A 14,337-nucleotide genomic window follows, 5' to 3' on the forward strand; every position below is an offset into this window, starting at 1 on the left:
TCCTGTCCTGAACCACCTGTACCTGTTGGAAGCCTTACCGTGAAGAACACCCCGACCACTCTGGCCGAATGGCTGGACTACATTGAACGCCAGCACCCGGCCAGCATCGACATGGGGCTGGAGCGCGTGCGCACCGTGGCCACCGCGATGGGCCTGGGCACGCCGGCCAGGCACACCATCGTGGTCGGTGGTACCAACGGCAAGGGTTCCACCGTCGCCTTCATCGAGGCCATCGCGCGTGCTGCGGGCTGGAAGGTCGGCGCGTACACCTCGCCGCACCTGCTGCGCTACAACGAGCGCGTGCGCATCGATGGCCAGGATGTCGATGACGCCGCACTGGTGGCCGCGTTCAACACGGTCGAGGCAGCGCGCGGTGATGTGACGCTGACCTACTTCGAGTACGGAACGCTGGCCGCGCTGCAGCTGTTCGCCGATGCCGATCTTGATCTGGCCGTGCTGGAAGTGGGCCTCGGCGGCCGCCTGGATGCGGTCAACATCGTCGACGCCGACGTGGCGGTGATCACCACCGTGGACATCGATCACGCCGAATGGCTGGGCGAGGACCGCGAGGCCATCGGTGCCGAGAAGGCGGGCATCATCCGCGGCTGGAAGCCGGTGATCCTGGGCGAGACCGATCCGCCGTCGAGCGTGCTGGCGCGCGCCTACCTGGTGGGTGCCAATGCGATCCGCGGCGGCAGCGACTATTTCTACGAACCGATCGACGCGCAGCGTTGGCGCTGGCGCGATGTCGGCACCCGCCTGGAGCTGCCGACGCCGACGCTGGCCGGGCCGATCCAGCTGGCCAACGCCGGTGCGGCGATCGCGGCGCTGCGCGCGCTGGACAGGCCGGTGCCGCGCGCGGCATGGGCCGCAGGCGTGGCAGCGGCGCGCATCGCCGGGCGCCTGCAGGCGTTCGAGCGCGATGGCGTGCAGGTTCGCGTCGATGTCGGCCACAACCCACAGGCGGCCGGCCAGCTGGCGCGCGCGCTGAAGGCCGAGGCATCCCCCGGGCGCAGCCTGGCGGTGTACGCCGCGCTGCAGGACAAGGACGCGGTGGGCGTGGTGCAGGCCTTGCAGGAGGTGGTGAGCGACTGGACCTTGGCTGGGCTGGATGGCGCGCGTGGGCAGAGTGCGGCGGAACTGCAGGCACGGCTGGCCGCTACCGCGGCAGCTACTGCGGCGCTGGCCGGCACGGTCGAACAGGCGATGGCGCAGGTGCTGGCCCGCGCCGAGCGCGGCGACCGGGTACTGGTGTTCGGCTCCTTCCATACTGCTGCCGCTGCGCTGCAATGGTTGCAGGCCAACGCCTGACCGCCGTTCAGCCATTACCGACGCCGCCCGGTCCAGCACCCGTATAATCGACCGCAACGTCCAGCCTGCCGCCTGCCCTACGTGGATACGCCCCTGAAACAGCGTCTGATTGGTGCCATCGTCCTGGTGGCCTTGGCCGTCATCTTCCTGCCGATGCTCGTCAAGGGCCCGGCCCCGGACAGCGGTGTCGCTTCTGTGCCGATCGCCGCGCCCGATGCGCCGGCCGATGGCCAATTTGAAACCCGTGAACTGCCGCTGGTCGCACCGGCCGGTGGCGCCACCGGGTTGCAGAGTGGCCAGGCCCGCCCCGTCGAGGAGGCCGCCGCCCCAGCGGCACCGCCGACCGTGGACACCTCGCCAGCCGTCGCCGCCGGTAATTACGCGGTGACCTTCGGCGCCTACGGCAGCCAGGCCGACGCCGATGCGGTGATCGCCTACCTCAAGCGTTCGCAGCTTCCGGGCTTCATCGAGACCGCATCGATCAACGGTCGCCCGGCCTGGCGCGTGCGCGTTGGGCCGTATGCCGATCGTGCCCAGGCCGAAGCGGCCCGGCTGCAGGCGGTGAAGGTACGTGCCGACGTGAAGGCAGAAGTCATCACGCTCGATGCGAAGCCCTCGACCAGCGCGCCGGTGGCAAGCACGCCGCCGCCCGCGCCGAGCGCCAGTACTCCCGTCGCGGCGGCCACGCCGTCGGCGACCGGCAACCCGGTGCGCAGTGAAAGCCTGCCGCCGAGTACGCCGACCGCAGCAGCGCCGCCGGCCGCCAAGCCGGAGCCGGCCAAGCCGGTGGCCAAGCCGGAACCGAAGCCCGAGCCCAAGCCGGAAGCGACCGCCAGCAAGCCGGCCACGCCGCCGAGCACGCCGGCCGCACCGGCCGCCAGCGGAGTGGGTTTTGCCGTACAGCTCGGCGCATTCGGCCAGGCCAACGATGCCAACGCCCTGCGCGACAAGGTGCGCGCGGCAGGCTTCAGCGCCTTCGTCGAGCAGGTGCGTACCGAAAAGGGCAGCCTGCACCGTGTCCGTGTCGGGCCGGTCGCCAACCGCGCCGATGCTGAACAGTTGAAGGCGCAGGTCGCCGCCAAGGTCGGCGTGGCCGGCATGGTGCGACCGCACCCATGACCTTTACGCAGCCCCGTTGCCAGCGCCGCCGAAGGAGCGGGGCGCCATGATCGACGTGGTGCTGCTGATCGTGATCGCCGCCTCCACCCTGCTTGGGTTGCTGCGCGGCTTCGTGGGCATCGTCATCGGCACCGTTTCGTGGCTGGTTGCCGCCTGGGCGGCCTTCGCCTTCGGCAATGACGCCGCACGCTGGTGGGCCGCACCGGCTGCGCCCGGCGGCGAGCATTTCATCGGCGGCTACCTCAGCGTCGGCATCGGCGTGATGGTCGTGGTCGCCGTGATCGGCATGGTCATCAAGGCCATCGTCCACCGCAACATGCTGGGCAGTCTGGACCGCCTGCTGGGCGGGGTCCTCGGCGCCGTGCGTGGGGGCCTTATCGCGGCCGTGCTGCTGTTACTGGCCGGCTTCACCCCGCTTACCGCCGAACCCTCCTGGCGCGGCTCGGCGCTGCGCCCGGTGCTGAACCCGGCCGTGGCCTGGATGAACAGCAAGCTGCCGCAGTGGCAGGTGCCGGGCACCGACCTGCTGCCCAAGGCCTTGCCGATGGACGCGCTGTCCCCATCTGCGTTGATGGAGCTGGGCAAGAGCGCCGGCGCCGGAGTGGGCAAGCCGGGGGCGACAGGCGATAATGGCGTACTCGGTCAGATAGTGGCGGGCAGCGGATGGCTGCGGCCTGCGAAGGCGGAACAGGGCGAGGCATACGATCCGGCCGAAGTGCGCCCGGACGCCCCAGCACTACCGGGCAGCATCGAGCCGGACGACCCGGCCAATGTCGACCGCAGACGCGGCGACAACTCTGGCCAGGTACGGCCACCTTCCTTGTAACTGGGCACAGCCCAGCGGAGACCTCGCATCATGTGTGGCATCGTCGGAATCGTCGGCAACCAGAACGTCGCCGGGCAGTTGTATGACGGCTTGACCGTCCTCCAGCATCGCGGCCAGGACGCGGCGGGCATCGCCACCGTCAACGGCAGCCGCCTGCGGGTGCAGAAGGCCACCGGCCTGGTCCGCGATGTGTTCGATGCACGCACTATGTCCACCCTGGAAGGCAGCGTCGGCATCGCCCATGTGCGCTATCCGACCGCCGGTTCGGAAGGCATGGACGAGGCACAGCCGTTCTACGTCAATTCGCCGTACGGCATCGCGCTGGCCCACAACGGCAACCTGATCAACACCGAGGACCTGCGCCAGCAGGTGTTCGAGCAGGACCGCCGCAACGTCAATACCGATTCGGACAGCGAAGTGCTGTTGAACGTGTTCGCCTACGAACTGGAACAGCAGCGCCAGCTCAGCCCGGAAGCCGCCATCCGCGCGGTTGCCGGCGTGCACCGCCGCTGCAAGGGCGGCTATGCGGTGGTCAGCGTGGTGCTGGGCCTGGGCCTGGTCGCTTTCCGCGATCCGCATGGCATCCGCCCGCTGGTGCTGGGCAAGCGCAGTCATGCCGAGGGTGACGAATACATCGTTGCCTCCGAGTCGGCCGCGCTGGACGTGCTGGGCTTCCAGCGCGTGCGTGACGTGCAGCCGGGCGAAGCACTGGTGATCACCGCGCGCGGCGAGTTGTTCTCGGAAATCTGCGCCGAGCCGGCCGAACACACCCCGTGCATCTTCGAGTACGTGTATTTCGCACGCCCCGATTCGATGATCGACAACGTGTCGGTGCACAAGGCGCGCATGCGCATGGGCATCAAGCTGGGCGAGAAGATCCTGCGCCTGCGCCCGGACCACGACATCGACACCATCATCCCGATCCCGGACACCTCGCGCGATGCCGCGCTGGAGATCTCCAACGTACTCGGGGTGAAGTACCGCGAAGGCTTCATCAAGAACCGTTACATCGGCCGCACGTTCATCATGCCGGGCCAGGGCGAACGGGTGAAGTCGGTGCGCCGCAAGCTCAACCCGATCCACCTGGAATTCCGCAACCGCGTGGTGCTGCTGGTGGACGACTCGATCGTGCGCGGCACCACCAGCCAGCAGATCGTGCAGATGGCGCGTGACGCCGGCGCACGCAAGGTCTACCTGGCCAGCGCCGCGCCGCCGGTGCGTTACCCCAACATCTACGGCATCGACATGCCGGCTGCTGAAGAGCTGGTCGCGCACAACCGCAGCATCGAGGAAATCGAAGCGCACCTGGGCTGCGACTGGCTGATCTACCAGGACATCGAAGACATGGAAGCGGCGGTGAGCGAAGGCAATCCGGCGCTGCGCAACTTCGATTCCTCGTGCTTCAACGGCCATTACCCGACGGGCATCGAGCCGGGCTACTTCGAGCGCATCCAGCAGCTGCGTTCGGACGACGCCAAGCACAAGCGCCGCGCCTGAGGTCCAGGCGGTGATCGACGTGCCTGACGTTGGCGGCAATCTGCTGCGCGCCGCGCAGCAGTGCCTGGCCGAAGCCGATCCGCTGCGCAAGGTTGCACTGACCCAGGCCTACGCCAGCGCGTTCCGCGCCGGCCGCTTGAAGGTGCCGGCAGATGCGCCGGAAGCCGACCCGATCCGCATGCCGGGTCGGCCGCTGCGGTTGGTGATGGTGCATCCACGCGAAGTGCCCCGGCGTGGATTGGGCGGGGTGGAAGGACGTGCGGCGTTCATCCATGCCATTGCCCATATCGAGCTCAATGCGATCGACCTGGCCTGGGACGCGGTGTATCGCTTCCGCGGTCTGCCGGCGGCGTTCCATGCCGACTGGGTGAGCTGCGCCGACGACGAATCGCGCCACTTCATGCTGCTGCGTGAACGCCTGCTGGCACACGGCCATGAGTACGCCGATTTCCCTGCGCACAACGGCCTGTGGGAAATGTGCGAGAAGACCGCACACGACGGCCTGGCGCGCATGGCGCTGGTGCCGCGCGTGCTGGAAGCGCGCGGGCTGGACGTGACCCCGGGCATGATCGACAAGCTGCGCAACGTCGGCGATGGCGAAACCGCCGACGTGCTGGACGTGATCCTGCGCGAGGAGGTTGCACATGTTGCTGCCGGTTCGCGCTGGTTCCGCTGGTACTGCGAGCGCGCCGGCGTCGAGCCACGAGCGCGTTTCAAGGAACTGCTGGTCGAGTATGCCGGTGGCTACCTGCATGGGCCGTTCAACATCGAGGCACGCCTGCTGGCCGGGTTCGATGCGGATGAGCTCGCCAACCTGGTCGAACAGGCGGGTTGAAAGAAGAGGGGACGGAGGGAATCAAGTCGTTTGTGCCACAAACGACTTGATTCCCTCCGTCCCCTTTTTGGTTGTCATGCGTTCGGCAACACCACGCGTCTGCCATCCACCGTCGGCCGGTTGATGTAGAACAGCCCCGGCCCGGGGCGATACGGCAGTTCGCTGACACCGGCGTCGGCGGCGTAGGTCAGGGCGGTATCGCCCAGCGCATCGAAATTCCAGTGTGCGGACTGCATCAGGTAACGGCGGCGCAGCAACGCTTCCTGCGTCGGGGTCAACGGCTGGCCGGCAATCAGGCGGCGCGCGATCGGCTGCAGCGCGCTGGGCAGTTCCCAACCCGCCACCTTGGCCGCGTCGGTAGTCCAGGTCACGCCGGCATCGTTGGCGTGCTTCTGCATCACCTGCAGCGCCACCAGCTGGTAGCGCCAATCGATGCGCCGGTGCAGCACCACCGCAGCGGTGACGTACAGCACCGGCGACATCAGCACGCTGCGGCTGCCCGCGCGTCGCTGCTGCTGCCACTGGTGCCAGACATCGACCCACACTTCCTTCGGGTTCAATCCCAGCTGCTGCCGCCAGCGTTCGGCGTCGGCCTGTGCTTCAGCGTACGCGGTGGTCGCCTGCAGCAGTGCCAGGGGCGGTGTCTGGTAGTCCTCCACGCCGGGCCCGCGCAGCTGCTGCCGCCGCGGCCGGCTGAGCAGCTTGGGCCCTTCTTCCACCTGGTCGTAGCCACCACCGATGTTCGCGTGCACGCCGGGTAGTGCGATTTCGCGATGTGCTGGTGCCACCGTGGTCAGCGCATAGTGCTGGCGATGCTCGTCGCGCGCACTGAGCTGCAGCACGGCCTCGGCGATGCCCGCGGGCAGGGCGATACGGGGGTGTTCGTCGGCGCGGCCGCCGTTGACGGCGACCACCGTGTCGAACAGGCCGATGAAGCGCAATATCGGCCGTGGCAGGGCGAAATCGGCGCTGCATGAAAGCCCCGCCTGCTGCAGCAGCTGCCGCCAGCGCGCGCCGTCCCATCCGCGCAGATGATTGGCCACATCACGCGCGGAGGCCGCGCCGCGCGAGTAGCCGAACAGATCCAGCTGCACGCTGTGCAGGGGCGCGCGCCACTGCGTCGCAAGAGCCGACAGTGCCGCCGGCAGCAGCACCTGCAACGCACGCTGCACCTTCGCCTGCACGCCACTGGCGCCGATACCGAAGGCCAGGCCGATCAGGTCGTCCTCGGCATCATCGCGGGTGCCGACGCCTTCCACGTAGATCGCCAGCGAAGGTGTACTGCCGGGCGTGCGCCGGCTGTCCGGATACAACTGATGCAGGCGCGCGATGTTGGTGGCGCCGTTGTCATAGCTGCTGGTCAAACGACTCTGGTAGGTCGAATCATCATCGGCGCGGAGCAGGGCGGGGCGCGGTCGCGGCACCTGCCGGTGGCCCTGCGCCAGGTTGTGTGCGTTGTTGCGGGTGCCATCGAAGAACAGGCCGATCCGCAGCAGGCCCGGATCAGCCGTCGTGTCACCGCTGTGCTGCGCTGGCGCCATGTGCATCCCCTGTCGTGGCCACGTCACGGTAGCGCGAAAGCCGTGTGTTGGCGAAGTGTACTGACGCTTTTGACCTGACTGAACGCAGATGCGGTCGATCACAGATCGCGATTTCCATTCCTCTCGTCTATTGAATTCACACGCCCTGCGCAGGCCTGATGGCCGGACCCGGCACCCCGGGTCGTGCTGCATCAACGCTGTCCACTTCACTTCAAGGAGCGACAAGATGATGTCCAGATCGATAGGTAAAGCGACAGGTGGTCTGTTGTTGGGATTGTCGGTAGCGGCGGCCGCCCATGCGGCGCCGCTGTTCGAGCCGGTCACCGTTCTCAGCCGTGCATCGGCCACCAGCGAGCCGGCACTGGGGCGATTGCTGGCCACCCCGTCCACCGCCGCCGTACAGGAAGTGCGTGTCGATGCTGCCGCCACCGCGCAGCCGCAGCTGGAATTCGAGCTGCTCGGGCAGAAGGTGCAGGCCGTTCGCAGCAAGGTCGAGGCGCTGCCCGATGGTGGCAGCATCTGGTACGGCCAGTTGCGCGCGCCGTCCGATCGCCTGCAGGCGGCTACGTCCAATGGCCAGGACGATCCGGGCAATTCGCTGATCCTGGTGCGCTCGGGCAATACCCTCACCGGCTCGATCCGCAAAGACGGCAAACTCTATCGTCTGCGTCCGCTGGGCAATCGCCACGTGCTGGTCGAGGTGGATGAATCGCGGATGCCGGCCGATCATCCGGCCGACTACAACCAGTTGCCGAAGATCGCCATGCCTGCCAATGATCGCCTCGGCACTGCGCAGGCCTCGTCAGGCAGCCCGGCGACCATCCGCGTGCTGGTGGTGGCAACCAACGCTGCAGTGACCGCCTATGGTGGCAACATGCAGTCGCTGGTGCAGTTGGCGGTTGCCGAATCCAACCAGGGGTATACCAACAGCAACGTAGGCCTCACCCTGCAGCTGGCCGGTTATGAGACCACCAACTACACCGAGTCCGGCAATTTCACCACCGACCTGTCGCGCTTCCGTGGCACCAGCGACGGCTACATGGACAGCATCCACACCAGCCGCAACAACACCGCCGCCGATGTCGGCGTACTGCTGATCAACAACACCAGCTATTGCGGACTGGCCTCGGGCATCGGTTCCACCGCATCGACCGCGTTTGCCGCGGTGTACTGGGATTGCGCCACCGGCTACTACTCGTTCGCCCATGAAATCGGCCACCTGCAGAGCGCACGGCACGACATCGCCAGTGATCCGAGCACGTCACCGTATGCCTATGGCCATGGCTATCGCTATGAGCCGGCCAGCGGATCGCGCTGGCGTACGATCATGGCCTATGACTGCTCGGCCGGCTGCCCGCGGCTGAACTACTGGTCCAATCCGAACATCAGCTACAACGGCGTTCCGATGGGCATCGCCAGCAGTGCCGACAACCAGCGCGTGCTGGTCAATACCAAGGCCACCATCGCGGCCTTCCGCTGAGTCCAGGCGCCGACCAGGGTCGGCGTCTACCAGGGCGCGTGCACCTGCTCTGGTAGATGCCGCCCTTGGTTGGCATCCTGCGATCCATCATGCGCGGCTGAGCGTATCCAGGGTCCAGCCGTTGACATCCACGCGCAGCACCGAACCCTGTTCGTACCAGTCGCCCAGCACGATGCGGGTGCAGCTGCGTCCGCCGGCCTGCAGGGTGTGGATCGCCGGGCGATGGGTGTGTCCATGGATCATCGTGTCCACGCCGTGGCGCACGTAAGTGGCTTCCACTTCGGCCGGGGCCACGTCGGTGACAGTTTCGAACTGCGCACGGTCGCCCTGCTTCATTTCCGACTGGCGCGCCTGGCTGGCATCACGCGCCTTCTGCGCGAAGGCGATACGCGCTTCCAGCGGCTGCGACAGGAACTGCGCCTGGAAGACCGGGTCGCGGGTCTGGGCACGGAACTGCTGGTAGGGGATGTCATCGGTGCACAGCAGGTCACCGTGCTGCAGCAGCACCGGGCGGCCGTACAGCTCGATCATGCACGGGTCCGGCAGGATGCGCAGGCCTGCGCGGCGGGCATAGTCTTCGCCCAGCAGGAAGTCACGGTTGCCGCGGATGAAGAAGACCGGCACGCCGCTGTCGGACAGTACCTTCAGCGCATCGGCCACCGCGTCGGCTGCGGCCGAGGGGGTGTCATCGCCGATCCAGGCTTCGAACAGATCGCCGAGGATGTACAGCGCATCGGCGCCAGGCGCTTCCTCGCGCAGGAAGCGCAGGAACAGGTCGGTGATGGCCGGACGGCTGGGGTCCAGATGCAGATCGGAAATGAACAGCGTGGTCATGCGGACATTCTAGGGCATCACACCGGCAACGGCAGCCAGGCCAGGCTGGCCGAGGCCAGCAGTGCAGCGATGCCGGTGGCAGCCAGAACGTCGCTTGGGTAGTGCAGGCCCAGCACTACGCGCGACAGGCCCACGCCGAAGGTGAACGGCACCAGCAGCGGCGCCAGCCAAGGGTAGTAGGCCAGCGCGACGATGGTGAACGACACCGCGTGCAGGGTATGGCCGGACGGGAAACTGAACTCATCCAGCGGCGCCACCCAGGCACGGATACGCAGGTCGGCCGCGTACGGCCGTGGCCGCCGGGTCCAGCGTTTCAGTCCCTTGTACAGCAGCAGCGCGGCCAGGCCGGTGGCGGCCATGTGCACTGATGCGCGCAGGCCGTCGAAGCCATCGATGAGCACCAGCGCGCCCATCAACATGTACCAGAACACGCCATCGCCGAGCCGGCTGATGATCGAGAAGACGCGGCGCACGCGGCGACGTCGGCAGTAGTGGTTGGCACGGCGACACAAGCGAGCTTCGCGACCGGCCAGCAGCTCAAGCGGCGTGGTGCGCATGTCCGCTCCTCCGCGCGCTGGCCAGTTCCGCCAACAGGTTTTCAAACTCCGCCACCACCTGCTGCGGGTGCAGCCGCTTCATCGCCCGTGCCGCGTTGCCACCCAACCCGCGGCGCTGGGCATCATCGACAGCCAGTTGCACCGCTGCCTGCACGAACTGCTCGTCGTCATCCACTGCGGCACCGTTCTCGCCGTTGCGCAGGTATTCGCGGGCTGCGCCGTAGTCGAAAGCGACCGTGGCCAGGCCGCTTGCCATGCTTTCCAGGGTCACGTTGCCGAAGGTCTCGCTGCGGCTGGGGAACAGGAACAGATCGCCACTGGCGAAGTGTCGGGCCAGAGCATCGCCGCGCTGGATGCCGCAGAAGATGAAATCGGGATTCTCATGCGCCAGTTTCTCGCGCGCCGGGCCATCGCCGACCCAGATGAAACGCGCTTTCGGGCGCACCTGCTGCAGCTTGCGGAAGGCCTTCACCGCCAGGCCGAGGTTCTTTTCGGCGGCGATGCGGCCAACGTAGATCGCCGCCAGGCCCGTGCCATCGATACCCCATTCCTCGCGCAGCGCCGGGTCGCGGCGTGACGGGTCGAACTGCTGGCTGTCGACCGCACGGGCGAGCAGGCGCACGCGCTCGAAGCCCTGGTCGGTCAGGAATTCCTGCAGTTCGCGGGTGGGCACCAGGGTCGCGTCGGCCTGGTTGTGGAAGCGGCGCATCCAGCGCATTGCCGCCGACTGCAGCCACGCCACGCCATAGTCGGGCAGGTATTCGTCGAAGCGGGTGTGGAATCCGGTAGCCACCGGAATGCCGAGGCGGCGAGTGGTGCGCAGTGCCGACCAGCCCAGCGGACCTTCGGTCGCCACGTAGACCGCATCGGGGCGCTGCTGCCGCCAGTGCCGGCCCAGCCGGATCGGTGCCGGCAGGCCGAAGCGCAGGCCGGGGTAGCGCGGCAAGGCCGCGCCCGGTACCAGCAGCGTGCCCGGTGCCGCCTCCAGCGCTTCGCTGGCCTGTCGTGGACGGATCAGGTCGACCTCATGGCCGGCGGCGCGCAATCCCTGCTCCAGGCCCTGCACGGTCAGTGCGACGCCGTTGATCTCCGGCGGGTAGGTTTCGGTGACGATGGCATAGCGCATGGCGGGCCTCCGGTTTTACGCATGCTCGGGCCTGGCGATGTAGCCGACATGACCGCTTTGCGACAACGCGATGACGGTCGAGCAAGACGGTGCCTGCGCAGTTCAGGAGCACAAACAAACCACGGCCCCGAAGGGCCGTGGTCGTGGTGTTGCGCCAACGCGTGGATCAGAAGCGCTGCTGGTACTTCATGTAGACGAAGCGACCGATGTCAAAGCCGCTGTAGTGGGAGAAGTTGGAACTTGGCTGGCTGTACAGGATCGGGCCCTGGCGAGCGAACACGTTGTTGGCGCCGATCGAAACGGTGGCGCTCCACGGCAGGTTGTAGCGCGCCTGTACATCATGGAACGCGACCGAACCGCGTCGGTTGTAATCGCGGCTGCCGCTGTACCAGGGCGCGCGCTGGTCCGGATGGGAACATTCGTCTGGATGGTCCTTTGCGTCCAGGCAGCGTTCCTTGACTGCGGAGAAGTAACGCAGGCTCCAGGTGAGGCCGACGTTGCCCTGCTCCCAGCCCAGTGACGCGTTGGAGCGGACCCGGAAACCAATGCCATCGTTGGTGGCGATGCCATTGCTGGGAATCGGCGGCACATCCGCCTCGTTGGTGGTCCGTTCCTCGGCGGCAACCACATAGGTGGTCTTCCAATCGGCGCGCAGCGTGCCCCAGCGGGTTTCGACCTTGTGGCCGATCTCCAGGTCATAGCCTTCTGCCTGGCGGAAGCCACTGTTGCGGCTGCCATAGTTGAGCTTGTTGACAATGCCCAGTTCCGGGTCACGGGTGAAGCTGCCGCAGCGCTCGGCGATGCCCAACTCGTAGCAGTCGCGGAGGATGTCATTGGGATGATCGGAAACGATGGTGTTCTCGATGCGGATCTTCCACCAGTCCAGTGCGATGTGAAGTCCTTCGGCAAAGGTTGGGCTCCAGACCAGTCCCAGTGTGCGGCTGGTCGAGGTCTCCGGTTCCAGATCCGGATTGGAGCCGTTGGTGAAGGGAAGGGGTGTCTGTCCACTGCTGCCGGTGATCGGCTCGTTGCCTTGGCCGAGCTGTCGGTAGCTGTCCGCATTGGCGATGTCGGCGGCGCAGCGTACACGCACTTCCGGACTGCTCGCCGCAGCACCGTAGACGGTGTCGCAGGGATCGCGGAAGCCGGTGGTGAAGGTTTCAGAACCACCGCCATACAGATTGGAAATGGTCGGTGCGCGGAAGCCCTGTGCCCACGTGCCACGGACCAGCAGCTGGTCGATCGGCTTCCAGGTGAACCCGAACTTGCTGTTGAGGGTGCCGCCGAAGGTGGTGTAGTCCGAGTATCGGGTAGCGGCGCTCAGGCTCAGCTCACGCGCACCGGCAAGGTCGCGAAGCACCGGCACGCTCAGCTCCAGGTAAGCCTCGTCTACACGGTAGCCACCGCCGGTGGGGCCTGCGGCCAGGTTGGTGGTGGCACCGGTCTGTGCCAGCGCATCGGGGACGAAGCGGCCATCCTCGCGGCGGCTCTCCGCCCCCACTGCGAAGCCCAGCTCACCTGCAGGCAGGGTGGCGAGACTGCCGCTGAGGTTGGCGAACAGGTTGCGGGTAGTGGTACGGCCGCGGGTGAGCTCCTCAGGGAACAACCAGTCCTGCAGTTCCGGGTTGCCGGTCAGGCCATAGGGATCATCCTGGCCATGGGGCACCAGCGGGTTCCAGGGTCTGCAACCGGTGATCGGCGCATCCGGTGTGCCGCACTCAACCTTGCCGGTTGCCGGATTGTAGAAGGACGGCCCGGTGGCATCGGCGACGCGTTGCTTGTGCAGGTTGCCGGTGGCGCGTTGGGTCAGTTCGCTGCGGTTGTACTGGTAGCCGGCTTCCCAATCGAAATCGCGACCGCCGAACGCGAAGCTGCCCTCGAACGCCGCCACGCCCTGCCAGGTGGTCAGTTCGCTGGTACTGACCCGCGGAATCTCCCAGGTACGGCGGTTCCAGTGCACGTCGCTGGGCGTTTCGTAGCCGTGATGGCTGCCGAACGGATTGAACCAGCTGTCGACAGACATCGGCGTGATGCCGGCTGCGCCGGACTGGAACGGATAGCCGGCGACCTGACGCCTCGTGGTGCGTTGGTTGTAAGCCAGCTGGGTGTTGAAGCGGACCTGGTCGTTCAGATCCACGCGTGCGTCAACGAAGATCGAGTCGCGCTTGATCGGTGTCTGCAGGTGCATCTGCTCGTTGCCGTTGCTGACATCACCGGTGAACGGCGTGTTGTCGCTGAGATGGAAGCTGTCCGGGCCTCCCGGCTGGCTGCCACGGTCGAGCGAATAGCTGCAGCCACGGCTGTTGCTGCAGCCCGGGCCCTTGAAGCCGGTGATGCGTCCCCACTGGCCCACCGTGGTCCAGCCATCGTCCGGATGACGATCGGTATAGGTATGGGCGCTGAACCCTCGGTCCTTCGCCCACACGCCCTTTTCTTCGACATGCTCGGCGGCGAGGCTGATCGAGGCGCGTTCATTCGACCAGCCTGCAACCACGTCGTACTGGGTGCGGGCCCCGTCGCCTTCGCTGAACTGGCCGTGGTAGACGCTGGCGGTCACGCCCTCGACGTTGCGACGGGTGATGATGTTGACCACGCCGGCCATCGCGTCGGAACCGTAGATGGCCGATGCGCCGTCCTTCAGTACTTCCATGCGCTCCACGGCAGCGGCAGGAATGCTGGAGATGTCCTGATAACCAGAGGTGGTCATGCCCAGGCGCTTGCCATTGACCAGCACCAGCGTGCGCTGCGGGCCGAGGCCGCGCATGTCCACATAGCTGCCACCGGAGGCCTCGCCGGCACTGAGCGGGCTCGCGCGGCTGAAGGCAGGGCTACCCATTGCGGTCAGGTTCTGCAGGATGTCGGCAACCGAGTTGAAGCCCTGTCGCTCGATGTCTGCACGGCTGATGGTCAGCACCGGTTGCGCGGTTTCCAGGTCGACCTGACGGATGCGTGAGCCGGTGATCTCGATGCGGTCCAGCGTGGTGGCTTCCGGAGCCTGCTGGGCGAGCGCAGGAACAGCCAATGCAGTGGTTGCGGTCATCGTCAGCGCGCGACGGATCGCCAACCCAAGTTCGGGAATACGGATGGTCATGGGCCTCTCTCTCTTCCAATTCATCGGTGCGCGGCCAAGCAGGGCAGCGCCAGTTCCACCGCGGGCGGTGGACGTTCAAACCTAGTGAAGGCCTGCAGAGAGGAGTAGAGGAACGCGACG

Annotated in this window: 11 protein-coding genes; 6 read left to right on the forward strand and 5 right to left on the reverse strand. The window is 66.8% G+C overall.

Going from position 1 to position 14,337, the window contains the following annotated elements:
• Window positions 1-39: 39 nt before the first annotated feature.
• The 5 genes from folC to AC07UW_RS01345 all read left to right on the forward strand — a co-directional run bounded on the left by folC (window position 40) and on the right by AC07UW_RS01345 (window position 5,588).
• Complete coding sequence (folC, locus tag AC07UW_RS01325; RefSeq protein WP_495211257.1) at window positions 40-1,311, forward strand: bifunctional tetrahydrofolate synthase/dihydrofolate synthase; 1,272 nt, start codon at window positions 40-42, stop codon at window positions 1,309-1,311.
• 81 nt (window positions 1,312-1,392) lie between these two features.
• Window positions 1,393-2,430 carry an SPOR domain-containing protein gene (locus tag AC07UW_RS01330; RefSeq protein WP_495211258.1) on the forward strand — a complete coding sequence of 346 codons (1,038 nt, stop codon included), beginning with the start codon at window positions 1,393-1,395 and terminating at the stop codon, window positions 2,428-2,430.
• Between the two features lie 46 nt (window positions 2,431-2,476).
• Window positions 2,477-3,256: a CvpA family protein gene (locus tag AC07UW_RS01335; RefSeq protein WP_033830450.1), complete on the forward strand. Its 780-nt coding sequence runs from the start codon at window positions 2,477-2,479 to the stop codon at window positions 3,254-3,256.
• Window positions 3,257-3,286: 30 nt separating this feature from the next.
• Window positions 3,287-4,753, forward strand: a complete 1,467-nt coding sequence (gene purF / locus AC07UW_RS01340; RefSeq protein ID WP_025878104.1) for an amidophosphoribosyltransferase — start codon at window positions 3,287-3,289, stop codon at window positions 4,751-4,753.
• A gap of 10 nt (window positions 4,754-4,763) precedes the next feature.
• Complete coding sequence (locus AC07UW_RS01345) at window positions 4,764-5,588, forward strand: ferritin-like domain-containing protein (protein ID WP_336025094.1); 825 nt, start codon at window positions 4,764-4,766, stop codon at window positions 5,586-5,588.
• Between the two features lie 74 nt (window positions 5,589-5,662).
• Here the strand turns inward: AC07UW_RS01345 and AC07UW_RS01350 are convergent, their stop codons facing one another.
• Window positions 5,663-7,129: a T6SS phospholipase effector Tle1-like catalytic domain-containing protein gene (locus AC07UW_RS01350; RefSeq protein ID WP_495211259.1), complete on the reverse strand. Its 1,467-nt coding sequence runs from the start codon at window positions 7,127-7,129 to the stop codon at window positions 5,663-5,665.
• A 226-nt stretch (window positions 7,130-7,355) separates the two neighbouring features.
• On the opposite strand from AC07UW_RS01350, the gene AC07UW_RS01355 reads away from it, so the two are divergent.
• Entirely contained in the window at window positions 7,356-8,609 is a 1,254-nt protein-coding gene (locus tag AC07UW_RS01355; protein WP_025878107.1) for a zinc-dependent metalloprotease, read from the forward strand.
• Window positions 8,610-8,696: 87 nt separating this feature from the next.
• Here AC07UW_RS01355 and lpxH read toward each other — a convergent pair whose 3' ends face one another.
• From lpxH to AC07UW_RS01375, 4 genes are all read right to left on the reverse strand, one after another.
• Window positions 8,697-9,443: a UDP-2,3-diacylglucosamine diphosphatase gene (gene lpxH / locus AC07UW_RS01360; RefSeq protein WP_105163510.1), complete on the reverse strand. Its 747-nt coding sequence runs from the start codon at window positions 9,441-9,443 to the stop codon at window positions 8,697-8,699.
• Window positions 9,444-9,460: 17 nt separating this feature from the next.
• The gene (locus AC07UW_RS01365; RefSeq protein WP_180163719.1) at window positions 9,461-10,000 is read right to left on the reverse strand and encodes a phosphatase PAP2 family protein; all 540 of its coding nucleotides are present in this window, start codon (window positions 9,998-10,000) and stop codon (window positions 9,461-9,463) included.
• Complete coding sequence (locus AC07UW_RS01370; protein WP_495211260.1) at window positions 9,981-11,126, reverse strand: glycosyltransferase family 4 protein; 1,146 nt, start codon at window positions 11,124-11,126, stop codon at window positions 9,981-9,983. Before AC07UW_RS01370 ends, AC07UW_RS01365 begins: the two co-directional genes overlap by 20 nt.
• Before the next feature lie 166 nt (window positions 11,127-11,292).
• Window positions 11,293-14,217: a TonB-dependent receptor domain-containing protein gene (locus tag AC07UW_RS01375; RefSeq protein WP_495211261.1), complete on the reverse strand. Its 2,925-nt coding sequence runs from the start codon at window positions 14,215-14,217 to the stop codon at window positions 11,293-11,295.
• Window positions 14,218-14,337: the final 120 nt, after the last annotated feature.

The sequence above is a fragment of the Stenotrophomonas sp. GW821-FHT02D01 genome (assembly GCF_059421765.1).

What these genes read in the sequence shown, in the direction of transcription:
- AC07UW_RS01335 (WP_033830450.1), top strand. Translation starts at nt 2,477, where the DNA reads ATGATCGACGTGGTGCTGCTGATCGTGATCGCCGCCTCCACCCTGCTT.
- purF (WP_025878104.1), top strand. Translation starts at nt 3,287, where the DNA reads ATGTGTGGCATCGTCGGAATCGTCGGCAACCAGAACGTCGCCGGGCAG.
- AC07UW_RS01350 (WP_495211259.1), bottom strand. Translation starts at nt 7,129, where the DNA reads ATGGCGCCAGCGCAGCACAGCGGTGACACGACGGCTGATCCGGGCCTG.
- AC07UW_RS01355 (WP_025878107.1), top strand. Translation starts at nt 7,356, where the DNA reads ATGATGTCCAGATCGATAGGTAAAGCGACAGGTGGTCTGTTGTTGGGA.
- lpxH (WP_105163510.1), bottom strand. Translation starts at nt 9,443, where the DNA reads ATGACCACGCTGTTCATTTCCGATCTGCATCTGGACCCCAGCCGTCCG.
- AC07UW_RS01365 (WP_180163719.1), bottom strand. Translation starts at nt 10,000, where the DNA reads ATGCGCACCACGCCGCTTGAGCTGCTGGCCGGTCGCGAAGCTCGCTTG.
- AC07UW_RS01370 (WP_495211260.1), bottom strand. Translation starts at nt 11,126, where the DNA reads ATGCGCTATGCCATCGTCACCGAAACCTACCCGCCGGAGATCAACGGC.
- AC07UW_RS01375 (WP_495211261.1), bottom strand. Translation starts at nt 14,217, where the DNA reads ATGACCATCCGTATTCCCGAACTTGGGTTGGCGATCCGTCGCGCGCTG.